The 17,811-nt window shown below is 67.0% G+C and carries 13 protein-coding genes; 6 read left to right on the top strand and 7 right to left on the bottom strand.

From position 1 onward, the window contains the following. Window positions 1-599: 599 nt before the first annotated feature. Genes FHR95_RS08560 through FHR95_RS08545 form a run of 4 tightly spaced genes read right to left on the bottom strand, consistent with a single transcriptional unit; the run spans window position 600 to window position 6,332 of the window. Entirely contained in the window at window positions 600-3,452 is a 2,853-nt protein-coding gene (locus tag FHR95_RS08560) for an FAD-binding and (Fe-S)-binding domain-containing protein (protein WP_183314088.1), read from the bottom strand. Then, complete coding sequence (locus tag FHR95_RS08555; protein ID WP_040183181.1) at window positions 3,449-4,129, bottom strand: LutC/YkgG family protein; 681 nt, start codon at window positions 4,127-4,129, stop codon at window positions 3,449-3,451. The genes FHR95_RS08560 and FHR95_RS08555 overlap by 4 nt, the downstream gene beginning before the upstream one ends. After that, window positions 4,129-5,580, bottom strand: coding sequence for a LutB/LldF family L-lactate oxidation iron-sulfur protein (locus FHR95_RS08550; protein WP_183314087.1), 1,452 nt, complete (start codon window positions 5,578-5,580; stop codon window positions 4,129-4,131). Before FHR95_RS08550 ends, FHR95_RS08555 begins: the two co-directional genes overlap by 1 nt. Continuing rightward, entirely contained in the window at window positions 5,577-6,332 is a 756-nt protein-coding gene (locus FHR95_RS08545) for a (Fe-S)-binding protein (protein ID WP_052448496.1), read from the bottom strand. Before FHR95_RS08545 ends, FHR95_RS08550 begins: the two co-directional genes overlap by 4 nt. Before the next feature lie 329 nt (window positions 6,333-6,661). On the opposite strand from FHR95_RS08545, the gene FHR95_RS08540 reads away from it, so the two are divergent. The 3 genes from FHR95_RS08540 to FHR95_RS08530 are packed head-to-tail and all read left to right on the top strand — an operon-like array spanning window position 6,662 to window position 10,729. After that, window positions 6,662-7,435, top strand: coding sequence for a GntR family transcriptional regulator (locus FHR95_RS08540; protein WP_040183185.1), 774 nt, complete (start codon window positions 6,662-6,664; stop codon window positions 7,433-7,435). Between the two features lie 8 nt (window positions 7,436-7,443). Beyond that, on the top strand, window positions 7,444-9,354 hold the full coding sequence (locus FHR95_RS08535; protein WP_183314086.1) for a sensor histidine kinase: 1,911 nt from the start codon (window positions 7,444-7,446) through the stop codon (window positions 9,352-9,354). Next, window positions 9,347-10,729 carry a sigma-54-dependent transcriptional regulator gene (locus FHR95_RS08530; protein WP_183314085.1) on the top strand — a complete coding sequence of 461 codons (1,383 nt, stop codon included), beginning with the start codon at window positions 9,347-9,349 and terminating at the stop codon, window positions 10,727-10,729. The genes FHR95_RS08535 and FHR95_RS08530 overlap by 8 nt, the downstream gene beginning before the upstream one ends. On the opposite strand, the gene FHR95_RS08525 is transcribed toward FHR95_RS08530, so the two are convergent. From FHR95_RS08525 to FHR95_RS08515, 3 genes are all read right to left on the bottom strand, one after another. Next, window positions 10,705-11,376 (bottom strand): metal-dependent hydrolase, encoded by a 672-nt coding sequence (locus tag FHR95_RS08525; RefSeq protein WP_183314084.1) that lies wholly within the window; start codon window positions 11,374-11,376, stop codon window positions 10,705-10,707. The genes FHR95_RS08530 and FHR95_RS08525 overlap by 25 nt on opposite strands. Window positions 11,377-11,455: 79 nt before the next feature. Then, window positions 11,456-12,004 carry a gamma carbonic anhydrase family protein gene (locus FHR95_RS08520; RefSeq protein ID WP_183314083.1) on the bottom strand — a complete coding sequence of 183 codons (549 nt, stop codon included), beginning with the start codon at window positions 12,002-12,004 and terminating at the stop codon, window positions 11,456-11,458. Window positions 12,005-12,034: 30 nt separating this feature from the next. After that, window positions 12,035-13,375: a sodium-dependent transporter gene (locus FHR95_RS08515; protein WP_040183192.1), complete on the bottom strand. Its 1,341-nt coding sequence runs from the start codon at window positions 13,373-13,375 to the stop codon at window positions 12,035-12,037. Between the two features lie 104 nt (window positions 13,376-13,479). On the opposite strand from FHR95_RS08515, the gene prlC reads away from it, so the two are divergent. Genes prlC through FHR95_RS08500 form a run of 3 tightly spaced genes read left to right on the top strand, consistent with a single transcriptional unit; the run spans window position 13,480 to window position 17,546 of the window. Beyond that, window positions 13,480-15,528 (top strand): oligopeptidase A, encoded by a 2,049-nt coding sequence (prlC, locus tag FHR95_RS08510; RefSeq protein ID WP_183314082.1) that lies wholly within the window; start codon window positions 13,480-13,482, stop codon window positions 15,526-15,528. A 48-nt stretch (window positions 15,529-15,576) separates the two neighbouring features. Then, window positions 15,577-15,822, top strand: coding sequence for a YheV family putative zinc ribbon protein (locus tag FHR95_RS08505; protein ID WP_040183195.1), 246 nt, complete (start codon window positions 15,577-15,579; stop codon window positions 15,820-15,822). Beyond that, window positions 15,822-17,546, top strand: a complete 1,725-nt coding sequence (locus FHR95_RS08500) for a Na/Pi cotransporter family protein (protein WP_052448497.1) — start codon at window positions 15,822-15,824, stop codon at window positions 17,544-17,546. The genes FHR95_RS08505 and FHR95_RS08500 overlap by 1 nt, the downstream gene beginning before the upstream one ends. The last annotated feature ends 265 nt before the right edge of the window (window positions 17,547-17,811 follow it).

The following is a 17,811-nucleotide window of genomic DNA, read 5'->3' as shown; positions in this document are numbered from 1 at the left end:
CGAGTCGCTTGCCTTGAATGTTTCAGTGACTGGTCACCGACATCCCGACAAGCGCCCACATGAATTACCTGATCGATTGTTAAAGAGCGGCTCCGAGCTCTCGTAAGAGAGAGAAGCATCTCGCTGTTGCCGTCGTGGCCGGCTTCAGTACGTGAAGCGGCGGTCTCGCCGGCGCCCTGCGAGGAAGGCGTATTCTACGTGATCGGCGCTCGATGTCAACCCTGTGTGGCGCTTTGAAGAAGCGAAGCGGGTGACCGAACTCTCAACTCGCCGAAGCGATTTGAGTGCCGAGCCAGAGCCCTCAGCTGATCCAGGAAAAGCCGTCAGCGGGTCTCTGTCACGCGTGGCGGGCATTCTACCGAATTCGGCGAGTTCGTCAAGCGGGAATTTTCAAAGCGTTTCGAAAAACCCAAATGGAAACAAGCACTTCTGCCACTATCACCGCCTGCAACGTTTGCCCGTCGCTGGCAGCGGATGCGTACTTTACGGATTCTCCCGGCAGCGCGCAAGGGACCTCGTGTAAAAAAGTTTCACGCCCCCTCCGCACTATCCGCAAGCCCCGACCCACAAGACCTGGTGCCAGGTGTCCGAGGGCACCCTCACACCGTCTCGGTGCGGCTGGCTCGGTCAAGCAGCGAGAGAATCGAACGGTAAGGGATGCCGCCGTGCTGGCTCAAACCGATCTCGCAGGTGCGCGAATTCGAGTAGCCGGCACTGCATGCCCCCACCTGATCGGCCAAGCCGTCCAGCGCGGCTGCATTCAGCTCCGGGGTATTGAAGCCCTTGTCACCGGCAAAGCCGCAGCAGGTGATACCTGCTGGCACCACCACCTCCCGGGCACAGGCGCGGGCCAATCCGACGAACTTGTCGGCGAGCCCCATGCGGGTGCTCGAGCAGGTCACGTGCACGGCGACCCGCTCGTCCATGGGCGTGACGTCGAGCCTGGGCAACAGGTGGTCGTGGGCAAAGGCGACCGGCTCCATCATCTCGAGCCGCTCGTCAAGGTGCTCGTGCATCTGCAGCGTGCAAGGGCTGGTGTCACAGATCACCGGGTAGCGTCCATTCTGGCTAGCCGCCAGCAGCTCCCCATTGAGTTCGCGCCCCTTGCGGGTCGCTTCCTCGAACTGCCCCTTGGACTTGAAGGCCATACCGCAGCAGAGCTGGTCGATCTTGTCAGGAAGGATGACCTCGTAACCGGCCTTGTCGAGCAGCGCCAGGGTGATCTCCATCACCGAACGCGTCTCGACACTGTCATCATGCGACGTGCCGAAGATGCGAGTGGCGCAGGACGGCAAGTAAACCACCTTGTCCCGCGAGGCATCACTAGAGCGAACAGGCTCCAGCACCCGGATCGGCGCCGACCGGGGCAAGGCCGGGCTCCACTGCGGCAGGCGATCACCGCTCAGCCGGCGCGCCCCGGTGCTCGCCTTGTCCATGAGCTCGGCGCCCATCACGGCACGCGCCGCGCTGGCGGCCTTCAGTCCCCCCCGCGCGATACGCGTTGCCCCGGCGAAATGCTGGCCGATACGCCTGGCCAGGGGCGCCTTGCCCAGCGATCGATCGTAGCGAAGCTGACGTACCATCTCTCCGGTATCGATGCCGACCGGACACTGAGTGGCGCAAAGCCCCGTGGCCGCACAGGTGTCGATGCCTTGATAGCCATAGGCTTCCTGCAACTGTGACATGCGCGCGATGTCGGCATCGCTGGCCCGGCTACCCAAGGCGTCGAGCCTGGCCAACTCACGCCGGATGACGATGCGCTGGCGGGGTGTCAGCGTCAGGTCGGTCGAGGGGCAGACCGGCTCGCAGAAGCCGCATTCGATGCACTTGTCGACGATCTCGTCGGCCGCCGGAAGAGGCTTGAGGTTCTCCAGGTGCAGTGTCGGATTACGACTGAGGATCACCTCGGGATTGAGCAGGTTCCCAGGATCGAAGAGCGCCTTGATCTCCCACATCAGCGCGTAGGCATCGGGCCCCCACTCCAGCTCCACGTAGGGCGCCATGTTGCGCCCGGTACCGTGCTCGGCCTTCAGCGACCCGCCATACTCCACGCCGACCAGCTGCGCCACCTCGTCCATCAGCGCCTGGTAGCGCTCCACTTCGCCGGGCTTCTCGAAGCCCTGGGGAAAGACGAAGTGCAGATTTCCTTCCAGGGCGTGGCCAAAGAGAATGGCGTCGCGGTAGCCGTGCCGATGAAAGATGTCAGTCAGCGCCAGCACTCCCTCGTCCAGGCGCTCGATAGGGAAGGCGACGTCCTCGATGATCACCGTGGTACCGGTCTCGCGTACGGCCCCCACGGCCGGGAACAGCCCCTTGCGGATCTTCCAGTAGAGCGCATAGGTATCGGCGTCACGCGTGAAGGCAACCGGCTCAAGGGTCCGGATGCCTTCCAGAGTTGCCTGAACCGCCTGCAGGCGCGCCTCGAGCTCGGCCTCGTCGTTGCCGCGCACATCGACCAGCAGCGCCGCCGCGCCATCCGGCAGTGTCTCGAGCACCTCGGGCATACCGGGCTTATCCTGCACCGAGCGCAGCGCGGCCCGGTCCATCAGCTCCACGGCGGAGACCGGCGCCTGCTTGAGAGCGATGGTGGCGCGGCAGGTCGTGCCCATGTCAGGGAAGAAGGCCAGCGACGCGGCCTTCAACGGCTCATCGACCACGGTGTCGTAGGTGATGGTGCTGATGAAGCCCAGGGTGCCCTCGGAGCCGATCATCAGGTGCTTGAGGATCTCGATGCCATCCGAGAAGTCGACCAGGCTGTTGAGGGCGTAGCCGGTGGTGTTCTTGAGCCGGTACTTATGGCGGATCTTCTCAGCCAAGGCCGTGTTGCCTTGCGTCTCGACGGCGAGGCGCTCCAGGCTGGCCAGCAGCTCCCCATGGGAGGCCCGAAACGCCGCAACGCTGGCGGCGTCGCCGGTGTCGAGCAGGCTGCCGTCGGCCAGGATCACCCGGATGTCGCGCACCGTGCGGTAACTGTTCTGGGCGGTACCGCAGCACATCCCTGAGGCATTGTTGGCGGCAATGCCGCCGACCATGCAGCTGGCGATGGAGGCCGGGTCGGGACCGATCTTGCGCCCATAGGGGGCCAACAGCTGATTGGCCCTGGCGCCGATGACCCCGGGCTGCAGACGGATCGCCTGCCCTTCGTCGAGAATCGCATGATCACGCCAGCCACGGCCGAACTGGATCAGCACCGAGTCGGTCACTGCCTGGCCGGAAAGCGAGGTGCCAGCGGCACGAAACGTCACCGGCAGCTCGCGGCTGCGGCACGCCGCCAGGGTCTGCTGCAGCTCCACCTCGTTCTCGGGGCGGACCACGAGCTGCGGAATCAGCCGGTAGAAGCTGGCATCGGTGCCGTAGGCCAGGGTCCGCAGCGGATCGTCGATCAGGCGCTCAGCGGGGATTGTCTCCGCCAGCACCGCCTTGAGGTCGCGCCAGGCGCTCGGTTCCATCATGCCTTTTCTCCCGCCGGGGCGCCGGCATGGCGCACCAGCACCACCAGCTCACGGGGCCCGTGAACGCCGTAAGCCAGCGTCTGTTCAATGTCAGCAGTCTTGCTGGGGCCGGAGATCAGCAACGCATTGGTCGGCATGCGCTCGGCCCAGCCGTGTGCCTCGACGACATCGAAGAAGGTGTCCTCGAGGGCATCGGCGTCCAGCACCGCAATGTGGATCGACGGCACCAGGCTGATCAGCCGTGGCTCGTCTGACGTCGGCCACAGCCAGAGGCTGCCGGTCTCGGCGATGCCGCCACGGGTAGAGGTCAGACCGGCATCGACTTGCTCGAACTGCTCGCGCTGCCAGGCTTCGATGTCGCGGTCGACGTCGACCATCTCGATGCCGGAATCGGCCAGCGCGCGCCGCGCATCAACCGCCACCGGATGCTCCTTGCCCAGTGCCAGATGGCGCACGCCCTTGTCGGCCAGCAGCTGCGCCAGACCCTGTGTCCAGTCATCCCGCTCGAGGTGCAGCACTTCGCCGTGCACCGAGCTGATCAGCCGCTCGAAGCGCGCCAGGCGCTCCTCGACACTCCAGCCGCGGTTCGTTGCCACCGCGAAGTCGCTCTCGGGGGCGCTCAGCGGGCCGTCGGCCCGCTCGCGAAGACGCTTCAGGATAGTCTCTCGGGCACTCATCAGCGCTCCTCCTCGTGGGCCTTGCTCGCCTGATGGCGCTTGACCAAGGCATGCAGGGTGGTGCCGGCCGGTTTTGGTGCGCTGCGATACTCGGTCCACACGCCCAGGCGGGAAGGCGCCAGCACCTTGAGCTTGCCAGCCACCGCCGTGCCGCTGCGCCAGATGGCGGGATGCGTGGCCAGCCACTGGAAGCCCTTCCAGGCCGCGGCCTCCTTGCGGGTACGCTTGACGCCAGCGCCGGGCACGTTGCCGCGGCCCTCGCCCACCGACTCGCGGCGCAGGCGCACCAGCAGGTCGGGGATCGGGATCTTCACCGGGCACACCTCCCCGCAGGCGCCACACAGGCTCGAGGCGGTAGGCAGGTCCTTGGTCTCCTCCAGGCCCATCAGGTGCGGCGAGAGAATGCTGCCAATCGGCCCGGGATACGTGGTGCCGTAGGTATGGCCACCAACACGCGTGTAGACCGGGCAGTGATTCATGCAGGCGCCGCAGCGGATACAGCGCAGGGTATCGAGCAGCTCATCGTCCTGGTAGATGTTGGATCGCCCATTGTCGACCAGCACCAGATGGACTTCCTTCGGCCCGTCGTGCTCGCCTGCCTTACGCGGCGAGCTGATCATGTTGAAGTAAGTGGTGACGTGCTGACCGGTGGCCGAGCGAGTCAGCAGTGAATAGAGCGGGGGCACATCGCGCAGGTGCTCGACGACCTTCTCGATGCCGGTCACGGCGACGTGCACGGGCGGCACCGTGGTGGTCATGCGACCGTTGCCCTCGTTCTCCACCAGACACAGGCTCCCCGTCTCGGCCACCGCGAAGTTAACGCCGGAGACCCCCACGTCGGCCGCCATGAAGCGCTCGCGCAGCTGGGAGCGGGCGGCCGCGGTCATATAGTCGACGTCACGCGAGCGCTCGATCCCGGTCTTGTCATGAAGGATCTCGGAGATCTCATCGGTGTTGAGATGGATCGCCGGCATGATGATATGCGAGGGCGTCTGCTCGTTGAGCTGCACCAGGTACTCGCCGAGGTCTGATTCCAGCGCCTCGATGCCCACTTCTTCCAGGTGAGCATTGAGGTGCATCTCCTCGGAAACCATCGACTTGCCCTTGACCACGGAGCGGGCATCGTGGGACTGACATATCTCGCGGATGATCCGGCAGGCCTGGTCGCCGTCCTCGGCCCAGTGCACCCGGATGCCGTTGGCCTTGCAATTGGCCTCCAGCTGTTCGAGCAGGTCGGGTAACTTCGCGAGTGCCCGCAGACGGATATTGGCGCCCAGCTCACGCAGGGCCTCCAGATCCCAGTCGCCGAAGCTGTCGCGGCGCTTGGTCATCAGGCCATCCATCGCCTTGCGGAAGTTGGCGCGAATCTGCGGATTGCCCAGGGCATCGTGGGCCTGGCGGTGGAACTCGCGAGGGCTATAGGTATACACACCCGGGGTTTGTACGCTCATGAGGTCCTCCGCCAAAGGTAGCTGGCGATGTGCTCGCCCTCGACCGGCGTCTTCTGCTGCTCGAAGCGGCCACCGATGTTCATCATGCAGCCGCAGTCGGACGTCACGAAGCGCTGGGCGCCGGCCTCCGCGATGGCGGTGGTCTTGTCTTCCACCATGGCGGCGGAGACCTCGGGATGTCGCACGGCGAAGGTGCCGCCGAAGCCGCAGCACTCGGCGGCGCGCGCCTGCTCCACCAGTTCGACCTGGCCGAGCTGGGCCAGCAGGGCCGGGCCGATCTCGGCCAGCCCCATCTCGCGCCGGGCGCTGCAGGAAGTGTGCATGGCCACCTTCTCCGGTTCGCCGCGATCCTCGAGCTTCAGGTGACAGACATGGACCAGGAACTCGGTCAGCTCATGGACCCGCCCGGCGACCTCGTTCGCCCGCTCCTCGAGGTCGCTGCCGGCAAAGAGCTGGCGGTAGTGGGTGCGCATCATGCCGCCACAGGAGCCGGAGGGCACCACGATCGGCCATGGCTCGGGGAAGAGGCCGAGCTGGGCCGCCGCCACGGCCCGGGCTTCCCGCGCATAGCCCGAAGTGTAGGCCGGCTGCCCGCAGCACGTCTGATCCTCGGGAAAGAGCACTTCAATGCCCTCACGCTCGAGCAGGCGTATACCGTCCAGACCGGCCTCCGGGTAGAAAAGGTCGACGAGGCAGGTCCCGAAGAAGTAGACCTTCTTCGGCTTTGACGGATAGAGCTTGACTGGCGTCATGGGCGGGGTCCTGGACAGCGAAGAGGCGTGACGGCATTGCGCTGAAGTCGTTGACTTGGCCTACGGTAAATTGGTAAAACCAATTTACCGTAGCATGTCGCCGCACATTAGGTGGCGAGATCTGCAGTGTCAAACGCGGGCTCTCCGCTTCACACCCCTGCACGCCTATACTTTAGTCTACCGCCTTAAACGCTTTCTCCAACACGCTGATGGGACTGAATAAATTCAAACAGCCTTAAGCGTCGCAGCCATTCGTTGGCCAAGGTTTTTGGTAATACCAATTGTTTGGCGATACCATAGCCCCTTCCGCTACGTGCTCCGGAGCCACCATGGCCTATCAACCCGTTCGACAGCCTCGACTCGCCGACGTCATCACCGAACGCCTGGAGGCATTGATCCTCGAGGGCAGCCTGAAGCCCGGCCAGCGCATGCCGCCGGAGCGCGAGCTGGCCGAGCGTTTCGGCGTCTCGCGCCCCTCGCTACGCGAGGCCATCCAGAAGCTGTCGGCCCGCGGCCTGCTGACCAGTCGCCAGGGGGGTGGCACCTTCATCAGCGAGGAGCTCAACAGCGGCTACAGCGACCCGCTGCTGGAGATGCTTTCACGCCACGGGGAATTCCACCTCGACCTGCTCGAGTTCCGTGATGCCATGGAGGGTATCTCCGCCTACTACGCGGCCCTGCGCTCCACGCCCACCGACAAGGCGCTGCTGATCAAGCGTTTCGAGGAGCTCGAGGCCTGCTTCAAGGGCCGTGACCCGGCACTGGAGGCGCGGGCCGACGCGGCCTTCCACATGGCCATTGCGGAATCGGCCCACAACGTGCTGCTGCTGCATACCATCCGCGGCATCTTCCACCTGCTGGAGAAGAGCATCGTCGACAACCTCGCCCACCTGTTCGAGAAACCCGAGTCACGCCCGCTGTTGATGAAGCAGCACCGCGCCCTGCTCGATGCCATCCTCGAAGGCCGTGCCGAGGACGCCCGCGCCCGTGCCCATGAGCATCTGGTCTTCGTGGAAGAGGGGCTGCTCGAGGTCGAGCGTGCCGAGACCCGGGCTCAACGCGCCCTGCGCCGCGCCCAGGTCATGCCGACGACCTCGCGCTGAGGCCGGCCATGCCGACGACATCCCGCCGCCGGGCCCGCCAGCTGCTCTGGCTACTGATGCCGCTGGGGCTGATGCTCGCCATGTGGCAAGCCGCCCTGCTGGCTCGCGACCAGGCTCTCCAGGACCTGCGCCAGGACGCCGAGAATGAGCTGCGCCTCTCGGCGGCGAGCCTGGTCGGCCACCTCTCTCGCCACGACTACCTGCCCGAGCTGCTCGCCTCGCGGGAGATGGTCCGGCGTTTCCTTGCCTCGCCGGAGAGCCAGGACCCGATGCCGCTCAACCGTCTGCTGGACCGCTTCCGAGCCACCGCCGGTGTCTCCGACATCTACCTCATCGACCGCCACGGCGACACCCTGGCCGCCAGCAACTGGCACCGCCCCAACACCTTCATCGGCCAGAACTACGCCTTCCGCCGCTACTTCCAGGACGCCATTGCCGGCCGTGCCGGGCGCTTCTATGGCCTCGGCGTGCAGTCGCGCGCGCGTGGCTACTACTTCTCCGCCCCGGTATGGCTCGACGACACCGCACCGGACGCCAGCCCCGATGGCGTCATGGTCGTGAAGGTGCTGCTCGACGCCCTGGAGGCGAGCTGGGCGGAGCAGGATGCCGAGCTGCTGGTCACCGACAAGGACGACATCATCTTCATGGCCAGCCGCCCGGAACTGCGCCTGCGGGCCCTGCAGCCGCTCTCCGACGACGAGCGACAGGCGCTACTGGCCACCCGTCGCTATGCCGACGAGCCGCTAGCCCCCGCCGGCATCGAGACCACCGAAACCCCGGGCGAGCATAGCCGGCGCGTCGACTTCCGGCGGGGGCCGCTGGCCGGCGACGACTACCTGGGCCTGTCACGCCCCATGCCGTCGTTCGGCTGGGAGATGCATATCCTCAAGTCGCTGGCCCCGGTGAGCCAGGCTCAGTGGCTCGCTGCCCTGCTGGCCGGCGGCCTCTACGGCGTGGTGGTGCTGGCCGGCGGCATCGGCTGGCAGCGCCTACGGCTGCGCCGTGAGCGCGAGCAGTTCGCCGAGCGGGAGCGACGCACCCTGGCCCGGGCCCGAGACGAGCTGGAACTCAACGTGCAGCGCCGCACCCGCGACCTGGTCGAGACCAACCGACGTCTCTCCGGCGAGATCGAGGAGCGTCGACGCGCCGAGGAGCGGCTGCGCCAGACCCGCGACGAACTGATCCAGGCCGCCAAGCTCGCAGTGCTTGGCCAGCTTGCCGCCGGCATTAACCATGAGCTCAACCAGCCGCTGGCGGCGATTCGCGCCTATGCCGAGAATGCGTCCGAGTTCCTGGCCCGCCAGCGCACCGAGGCGGCAAACAGCAACCTGGCGCAGATCATCGAACTCACCGAGCGCATGGCCGAGATCAGCGCCCAGCTGCGCCAGTTCTCACGCAAGAGCGGCGACAAGCCCACCAGCGTCTCGGTTTCCGCCTGCTTCGACTACGCACTGCGGCTCTTCCAGTCGCGGCTGCGCGACGCCGGCGTCTCGGTCGAGCGCGACTGGCCCGAGGCAACGGCCTGGGTGCGTGCCGACCTGGTGCGCCTGGAGCAGGTGCTGGTCAACCTGATCGGCAATGCACTGCAGGCTATGGCCCAGACCGAGGCGCCGCACCTGCAGCTGAGCATCGCGCCCGACGGTGACGAGGTGCGAATCCGCGTCGTCGACAACGGCCCCGGCATTGCCGAGGCGCATCTGGGACGGATCTTCGAGCCTTTCTTCACCACCAAGTCGCCGGGCAGTGGCCTGGGTCTGGGGCTGTCGATCTCGGCGCGCATCATCGATGACCTGGGCGGCCAGCTGACGGCGGACAACGCGCCCGGCGGCGGCGCCCGCTTCACCATTACCCTGCCCCGCGACCGCTGTCCCGAGGCAACCAGCAACACCAGGCCCGAGGAGCACGACACCCATGCATGAGCCGGCGACCTTTCCGGTGATGATCATCGACGACGAGGCACACCTGCGCATCACGGCCGGCCAGACTCTGGAGCTGGCGGGGTATGAGCCCCGTGCCTTCGAAAGCGCCGAAGCCGCCCTGGCCGCCCTGGCACCGGACTTCCCCGGGGTGATCGTCAGCGATATCCGCATGCCGGGCATGGATGGCATGACTCTGCTGCGCGAAGTGCGCGGCCGCGACCCGGATCTGCCGGTGATCCTGATCACCGGCCACGGCGACATCTCCACGGCCGTGGAGGCAATGCGCGAGGGCGCCTGGGACTTCCTGGAGAAACCCTTCGCCGGTGAACGGCTGGTGGAAATGGTGCGCCGCGGCATCGACAAGCGTCGGCTGAGCCTCGAGAACCGCGAGCTGAAGGCCGAACTGGAGGCCCAGCAGTCGGCACCGGGCCCGCGCCTGGTGGGGAAGACCCCGGCCATCCAGCGTCTTGCCTCGCTGGTCCAGCGCATCAGCCAGGTCGAGACCGACGTGCTACTGTTCGGCGAGACCGGCGCCGGCAAGGACCTGGTGGCCCGTGCCATCCACGAGCGCAGCCCCCGCGGCGGCCACCCCTTCGTGGCCATCAACTGCGGTGCCGTGCCCGAGAGTATCATCGAGTCGGAGCTGTTCGGCCACGAGAAGGGCGCCTTCACCGGGGCCGTGGAGCGGCGCATCGGCAAGTTCGAGCATGCCCAGGGCGGCACGGTGTTTCTCGACGAGATCGAATCGATGCCGCTGTCGCTTCAGGTCAAGCTGCTGCGCGTGCTGCAGGAGCGCTCCATCGAGCGCCTCGGCGCCAACGTGGCGGTACCCCTCGACCTGCGCGTGATCGCCGCCACCAAGGTCGACCTCAAGGCCGCGGCCGAGGCGGGACATTTCCGCGAGGACCTCTACTACCGACTCGAGGTGGTCACGTTGCCGATCCCTCCACTGCGCGAGCGACGCGAGGACATCCCGCTGCTGTTCCAGCACTTCGCGGTGGTTGCCGCCAACCGCAGCGGCCTGGAGGCACCACCGCTGGATGCGGCCGGGGTATCGGCGCTACTCGCCCACGACTGGCCGGGCAACGTGCGCGAGCTGCGCAACCTGGCCGAGCGCTATGTGCTGCTCGGCGCCACCTGCGACTATCGCCTGGACGCCCTGCTCGCGGGGGCGGACAGCGACAGCGGTGACCTGGCGCTGCCCCAGCAGGTGGAGCTGTTCGAGAAGAGCCTGATCGACCAGGCGCTGGCCCGCCACCGCGGCCGCGTCAGCGAGGCCAGCGAACAGCTCGGCCTGCCGCGCAAGACCCTCTACGACAAGCTGAGGAAGTACGGCCTCAAGGCCGAGGACTACCGCCAGAGCGAGACCCCCTGACGGAGCAGTTCGCGCAGTGGCCCCCAGGGAGGCAGCCAGGGCACCAGGCTCACCGCCGCCATCAGCATCACCAGGGAATTGCCGGGTTCGCGCCAGTCAAACGGCTTGAAGGCCGTGCCGAAGGAGCGCTTGAGACGCGCGCCGGTGAGGTCGACGCTGTATAGCTCATCGAGCAGCAGATGGATCACGAAGCCCAGCGCCAGGCCGGTGCCGTGGGCCCAGGCCAGGTGGTCGGGCTGGCCGAACAGCCGGTGACTCAGCGCCGTGGTCACCAGGCCGCACAGCCCCGCCGCCAGCAGTGAGTGCCAGAGGCCGCGATGCACGGTGAAGCGGGCAAACAGCGCACCCGCCAGATAGCGCACGGCCAGGTAGAGGACGCCACACACCATCAGCAGGGTGCCGGTGGCCAGCCGCGTCTGCAGCACCAGGGCACCGGCCACCACGGCAGGCACGGCCAGCAGGTTGAAGATCAGGCGGATCGCCCGGGAACGGTCGGCATCGATGTCGGGCAGGATCCCGCCAAAGGTCACCAGCGCCAGCAGTGGCAGGCTATCCAGAGCGCTCCACAGGCCCGCCTGCCAGCCGCCATGGGCCAGCACGCTGCCGCCGGCGGCAGCCACGCCGAGGTGGGTGCGAAAGTTGGCCATGCCGGGGCGCGCCCTCGTCTACTGGATAAATGACCAGATTATCGCGCGCTCCGACAATGTAAAACAATAGGTTAGAGAATCATTCCGCGGCGGCCAGGTACTCGTCCTTCAGCCTGACATAGTTTCCGGCGGTGTAGGGGAAGAAGGCCCGCTCCTGCTCCTTGAGCGGACGCAGCGCCTTGGCCGGGTTGCCGGCATAGACGTGGCCGCCCTCGAGGCGCTTGCCCGGCGTCACCACGGCACCGGCGGCGATGATCACCTCGTCCTCGACCACGGCGCCATCCATGACGATAGCCCCCATGCCCACCAGGATGCGGTTACCCAGGGTACAGCCATGAAGAATCGCCTTGTGGCCGATGGTCACCTCGTCACCGATGGTCAGCGGGAAGCCGTCGGGGTTGAAGTCGCTGGCATGGGTGATGTGCAGCACGCTGCCGTCCTGCACGCTGGTGCGCGCGCCGATGCGGATGCGGTGCATGTCCCCGCGAATCACCGCCATGGGCCATACCGAGCAGTCATCGCCCAGCACCACGTCACCCAGCACCATGCAGGCCGGGTCGATATAGACCCGCGCGCCCAGTTGCGGGTCATGCCCCTTCCAGGGCCTCAGGCTCGTTGCCTCGCTCATTGCTCACCTCGTGTTGTCGCGTCAGGCGTCTCAGATCAGACCGGCCAACAATACTATCAACGTCAGCGGGATCGACACCCAGCGCACCAGGGCTCGCCAGGCACGAAAGCCATTGGGGCCGGCATCCAGCGCCCGCAGGGTGGTCTGTTCCGGCATCACCCAGGCGGCGAAGATGGCGATCAGCAAGCCCCCCAGGGGCAGGAAGATCTCCGGCGGAATGGTGCTGACCAGCTCGAAGGGATTCATGCCGAACAGGACCCGGGTCTCGGCCAGGCTGGAGAAGGAGAGCACCGAGAGCATTCCCAGCCCCCAGACCGCCAGGCCCACCACGGCCGCCGACGCGCCGCGACCCAGCCCCCAGCCCTGCAGCGTGGCGACCATGGGCTCGGCCAGGTTGATCGAGGAGGTCCAGGTGGCCAACAGCAGCAGCAGGAAGAACAGCGAGAGCCACAGCGACCCGCCGGGCAGTTCGGCGAAGGCCACCGGCAGGGTGACGAACATCAGCCCCGGCCCCTCGCCCGGGTCCATGCCCTGGGCAAAGACTACCGAGAAGATGGCGATACCGGCCAGCAGCGCCACGGTCACGTCGAGTACGGCCACCGAGACGGCGGCGCGGGGCAGGCTCTGGTGGTCAGGCATGTAGGCGCCATAGGCCATCAGCGCACAGGCACCCACGGCCAGGGTGAAGAAGGCGTGGCCCATGGCCTGCAGCATCACCATGGGGGTTACCGCGGAGAAATCGGGCAGAAACAGCCAGGCCAATGCCGGGGCGAAGCCCTCGGTGGTAGCGGCGTACCCCGCCAGCACCAGCAGCAGCAGGTAGAGCAGCGGCATCAGCAGGTTGTTGAGCTTCTCGAGCCCCTTGGCCACCCCGGCCGCGACCACCAGCATGGTCATCATCAAGAAGAGCGTATGGTTGAAGGTCATGCGCCCCGGGTCGGCGAGGAAAGCATTGAAGCCGGCGCCGATCTCCGCGGCGCTGCGTCCCGCGAAGTCGCCGTTGACCGCGGCCACCAGGAATTCGATGGACCAGCCCGAGACCACGGAGTAGAAGGAAAGGATGCAGAATACCGTCACGGCGCCGAACAGTCCCAGCAGGCGCCAATGGCGACTCGCCCCGGCCTGGCTGGCCAGATGACCCAACGACTGCATGGGACTGCGACGCCCGGCGCGGCCGATCAGGATCTCGGCCATCATCACCGGCAGGCCCAGCAGCAGCACGAAGGCCACATAGAGCAGCAGGAAGGCGGCACCACCGTTCTCCCCGGTGATGTAGGGGAAGCGCCAGATGTTGCCCAGCCCCACCGCGGCGCCGGTCACTGCCAGGATGAAGGCGCGCCGCGTGCTCCAGCGCTCCAGCGTCTCGTTCATGGTTCCACTCCGCGAGCGTCAAAAGGGCGCAAGCCTAGCACATTGAAACCCGCCGCGGCCGCCCGCATCTAAGACCCATTCTCCATTCCCGACCCGAGGTGTGCATGTCCCGTAATCCGCTGCTCGAATCCCACGAATTGCCCCCCTTTGCCGAGATCCGGCCCGAGCATGTCGTGCCGGCCATCGAGGAGCTGCTGGCGGAAAACCGCACGGCCATCGAGGAACTCGTGGCGCAGGCCGAGACAACCGCCCCGAGCTGGGAGAGCCTGGCCGCCCCGCTGGAGGCGCTCAACGACCGCCTGGCGCGGGCCTGGTCGCCGGTCTCGCACCTCAACGGCACCATGAACAACCCCGAGCTGCGCGAGGCCTACCAGGCCTGCCTGGGCAAACTCTCCGACTACAGCACCTGGATCGGCCAACACGAGGGGCTGTTCCGGGCCTGGCAGGCGCTGCGCGACGGACCCGCCTGGAAGACCCTCGACGAGGGCCAGCGGCGTACCGTGGAAAACGCGCTACGCGACTTCCGCCTCGCCGGCGTTGACCTGCCCGCCGAGCAGAAGCGCCGCTACGGCGAGATCAAGGCGCGGCTCTCCGAGCTCTCCAACACCTTCTCCAACCAGCTGCTGGATGCCACCCAAGCCTGGCACCTGGACCTTCCCGACGAGACTCGCCTCGCCGGCCTGCCCGAGAGCGCGCTGGCCAGCCTGCGCGCCAATGCCGAGGGCAAGGGCCTGGCCGGCTACCGTATCACCCTGGACTTCCCCAGCTTCTTCCCGGTGATGACCTATGCCGAGGACCGCGAGCTGCGTCGCGAGGTGTATACCGCCTTTGTCACCCGCGCCTCCGACCAGGGCCCCAACGCCGGCGAGTATGACAACGCGCCGGTGATGGAGGAGATCCTGGCGCTGCGCCATGAACTGGCCGAGCTCCTCGGTTTCAGCGACTACGCCGACTACTCGCTCTCCACCAAGATGGCCGAGTCCCCCGACCAGGTCGTCAGCTTTCTCGAGGACCTGGCGGCACGTGCCGTCCCCCAGGCCCGCGAGGAGTACGCGGAGCTCGCGGCCTATGCCCGCGACGAGCTGGGCATGGAAGCGCTCGCGCCCTGGGATGTAGGCTTCGCCAGCGAGAAACTGCGCGAGGCGCGCTATGCCATCTCCGACGAGCAGTTGCGCCCCTACTTCCCTGCCCCGCAGGTGGTCGACGGCCTGTTCCGGGTGGTCGAGCGCCTCTACGGCGTCACCTTCGAGGAGGATGAGACGGCCCCGCGCTATCACCCGGACGTGCGCTACTTCCGCATCCTCGAGCATGGCACGCCCATCGCCGGCTTCTATCTCGACCTCTATGCCCGCGAGGGCAAGCGCGGCGGCGCCTGGATGGACGAGTGCCGCGTTCGCCGCCTGGAAGGCGAGGCCGTGCAGCTCCCGGTGGCCTACCTGACCTGCAACTTCACCCGTCCGGTGGGGGACACCCCGGCCCTGCTGACCCATGAAGAGGTCACCACCCTCTTCCATGAGTTCGGCCACGGCCTGCACCACATGCTGACCCGCCAGACCGTCGCCGACATCTCCGGCATCAACGGTGTCGCCTGGGATGCGGTGGAGCTACCCAGCCAGTTCATGGAGAACTTCTGCTGGGAACGCGAGGGGCTCGACCTGATCGCCGGCCACGTGGAGGACGGTGCTGCGCTGCCGGAGGCACTCTTCGAACGCCTGCTGGCAGCCAAGAACTTCCAGTCCGCCATGGGCATGGTGCGCCAGCTGGAGTTCTCGCTGTTCGACTTCCGCCTGCACCGCGAGCTCGCCGCGCCGAGCGCCGCCGATATCCAGGCGCTGCTCGACGCGGTACGCGATGCCGTGGCGGTGGTCCCGCGAGCCGACATCAACCGCTTCCAGAACGGCTTCGGCCACATCTTCGCCGGCGGCTATGCGGCGGGTTACTACAGTTACAAGTGGGCCGAGGTGCTCTCCGCTGATGCCTGGAGCGCCTTCGAGGAAGCCGGTATCTTCGACCCCGAGACCGGTCGGCGCTTTCGCACCGAGATCCTCGAGCGCGGCGGCTCCCGCGATGCCGCCGCGCTGTTCCGCGCTTTCCGCGGCCGCGAGCCCAGCGTCGAGCCGCTGCTTCGCCACAGCGGCATTCGTGCCGCCTGAGAAGATTTCGCCGCCGGGCCCGCCCGGCGGCCCCATCATGGAGACGAAATGACCGTCCAGAAACGCTTTATCGCCGGGGCCATCTGTCCGCGCTGCGCCGAGATGGACCGCATTCGCAGCTGGGAGCAGAACGGCATTCGCTACCGCGACTGCGTCAGCTGTGACTTCTTCGAGCAGTTGCCCATCGAGGACGAGGCCTTGCCGGAGCTCGAGACGCGGGTCAATCGCGAACGCGAGGAGCAGACGCGCAGCGACCTGCAGACCGTGAAGATCCTCGACCCGAAAGGCCCCTGATGCCCAAGGGCCAGGGAACGGCCGCCGTCCTGCTGCCACAGCGCCATCTGCTCGAGCTGCTCGGGCTCATGGCCGCCGCGGCACTACTGGTGGCGCGACTCGACCTGGCCACGCTGGCCGCCGGCCTGGGCCTCTTTCTGTGGGGCATGAGCCACCTGGAAGACGCTATCAAGCGCCTCTCCGGCGGCACCCTGGATCGCTGGCTGCACGCCGCCACCCGCCGGACCTCACGCGCCATCGCCGTGGGCGCCCTGGCGACCGCACTGGTCCAGTCCAGCTCGCTGGTAACCCTGCTGGCCATGTCCTTCGTCGGTGCCGGCCTGGTGGCGCTGCCGGCCGCCATCGCCCTGCTCTTCGGCGCCAACCTCGGCACCACCACCGGCGCCTGGCTGATCGCCGGCTTCGGCCTCAAGGCCAATCTCGCCCAGTATGCGATGCCGCTGCTGGCGCTGGGACTGCTGGGGTCGCGACTGTTGCAGGGCAGTCGCGCTGGCATCGCCGGCCTGCTGCTCGGCGTGGGTCTGCTGCTGCTGGGCATCGACTTCATGAAGCTGGGCTTCGAGAGCTGGCAGGATGATCTCTCCCTGGACGGCCTGGGCGGCGATCACCTCTGGCACTGGCCACTGCTGGTGATGTTCGGCGTCATGGCCACCGTGGTCATGCAGTCCAGCCACGCGACGCTGCTGATCACCCTCACCGCGTTGGCCTCCGGCCAGCTGCCCTATTTGCCGGCGCTGGCCATCGCCATCGGCGCCAACATCGGCACCACCGTGACCGCAGTGATCGGGGCCTTCGGCGCCAGCACGGCCGGCCGGCGCCTGGCCGGCGCCCACGTGATCTTCAACCTGATCACCGCGGCCGTGGCCCTGGCCCTGCTGCTGCCACTAGCCGGACTGGTGGACCGACTCGCCGTGCTGCTGGGCCTGGCTGACAGCGCCTGGCCGCTCAAGCTGGCGCTCTTCCATACCCTCTTCAATGGCCTGGGCATCCTGCTCATGCTGCCCTGGATCCCATGGCTGGCCCACAGCCTGGAGCGGCTCTTTCCCGACCCGGTACGCGTGCCCCTCGCCCAGGCGCGCTACCTGGATGCCAATGCCCTGCAGCATGCCGACACCGCCCTGGCCGCCATCGAGCAGGAGTGCCGGCGGCTCGACCGGCGCACCTACCACCTGCTCGCCTCGGCAATCCTGGTGCCCAGCGCCGAGGCGATCGGCCACCCCCCCAGCCGGGACGTGATAGAGGCACCCATTACCCCGGAGGAGTGGCCGCTGGTAAACGTGCGCTATCATGAGCAGATCAAGCCGTTGATGGCCGAGATTCTGGACTTCTACTCGCGCATCGACACGCCCCTCACCGCGGCACAGCAGGCGCGCCTGGAGGCCCTCTATGCCCGCTCGTTGCGTCGCGTCGAAGCGGTGCGCTTCGGCGAGGTGCTGCAACGCAGCCTGCTGCGCCATGCCGCACCCACGAGCCCGCTGCGCGAGGCCCATGATGACCTGCGCATGGCTCTCGCCGAAGGGCTCAACCGCCTGGCCAACGCCCCCGGTGACCGCGGCATCGAAGCTCCCCTGGAAGAGGTACGACGCCACTGGCAGCACGAACTGGCCGAACGCTTGCGTCAGCGTCGCCTGGACCCCTGGCTCGCCTCCTCGCTGATGAACGACCTCCACCAGGCCAGCCGCCTGACGACGGCCCTGACCTCACCGCATGATGCCGATGCCTGACGTCCTCGCTGTTGCGAGAACCTGTGCGGATAACCGCACACCGCAAGGCCCGCCGAGTGCGGAATCCCAGCCCCATCGGCCCAGCACTGCTTCGACCAAGGTCGAACTTAAACTTCACAAGCCGCTGAAATTCCTATGCTTTAAATAAGCAGGCATGCGCATTGCTGATTGTAGGGCGTTGATGCCACTCCGGCTTTGATCACGGCAGCCCCCGCTGCTGGTGACCATACTGAAGGAGTGCATGCAGCCCCCGGGGCAAAACCGC

The sequence above is a fragment of the Halomonas fontilapidosi genome (assembly GCF_014192285.1).
Lineage (GTDB): Bacteria > Pseudomonadota > Gammaproteobacteria > Pseudomonadales > Halomonadaceae > Halomonas > Halomonas fontilapidosi.
The sequence above is the reverse complement of the archived record's forward strand: the minus strand, read 5'-3'. Positions and strand labels throughout refer to the sequence as shown.

What these genes read in the sequence shown, in the direction of transcription:
- FHR95_RS08535 (WP_183314086.1), top strand. Translation starts at nt 7,444, where the DNA reads ATGCCGACGACATCCCGCCGCCGGGCCCGCCAGCTGCTCTGGCTACTG.
- FHR95_RS08525 (WP_183314084.1), bottom strand. Translation starts at nt 11,376, where the DNA reads ATGGCCAACTTTCGCACCCACCTCGGCGTGGCTGCCGCCGGCGGCAGC.
- FHR95_RS08545 (WP_052448496.1), bottom strand. Translation starts at nt 6,332, where the DNA reads ATGACGCCAGTCAAGCTCTATCCGTCAAAGCCGAAGAAGGTCTACTTC.
- FHR95_RS08555 (WP_040183181.1), bottom strand. Translation starts at nt 4,129, where the DNA reads ATGAGTGCCCGAGAGACTATCCTGAAGCGTCTTCGCGAGCGGGCCGAC.
- FHR95_RS08500 (WP_052448497.1), top strand. Translation starts at nt 15,822, where the DNA reads ATGCCCAAGGGCCAGGGAACGGCCGCCGTCCTGCTGCCACAGCGCCAT.
- FHR95_RS08520 (WP_183314083.1), bottom strand. Translation starts at nt 12,004, where the DNA reads ATGAGCGAGGCAACGAGCCTGAGGCCCTGGAAGGGGCATGACCCGCAA.
- prlC (WP_183314082.1), top strand. Translation starts at nt 13,480, where the DNA reads ATGTCCCGTAATCCGCTGCTCGAATCCCACGAATTGCCCCCCTTTGCC.
- FHR95_RS08550 (WP_183314087.1), bottom strand. Translation starts at nt 5,580, where the DNA reads ATGAGCGTACAAACCCCGGGTGTGTATACCTATAGCCCTCGCGAGTTC.
- FHR95_RS08530 (WP_183314085.1), top strand. Translation starts at nt 9,347, where the DNA reads ATGCATGAGCCGGCGACCTTTCCGGTGATGATCATCGACGACGAGGCA.
- FHR95_RS08515 (WP_040183192.1), bottom strand. Translation starts at nt 13,375, where the DNA reads ATGAACGAGACGCTGGAGCGCTGGAGCACGCGGCGCGCCTTCATCCTG.
- FHR95_RS08505 (WP_040183195.1), top strand. Translation starts at nt 15,577, where the DNA reads ATGACCGTCCAGAAACGCTTTATCGCCGGGGCCATCTGTCCGCGCTGC.
- FHR95_RS08560 (WP_183314088.1), bottom strand. Translation starts at nt 3,452, where the DNA reads ATGATGGAACCGAGCGCCTGGCGCGACCTCAAGGCGGTGCTGGCGGAG.
- FHR95_RS08540 (WP_040183185.1), top strand. Translation starts at nt 6,662, where the DNA reads ATGGCCTATCAACCCGTTCGACAGCCTCGACTCGCCGACGTCATCACC.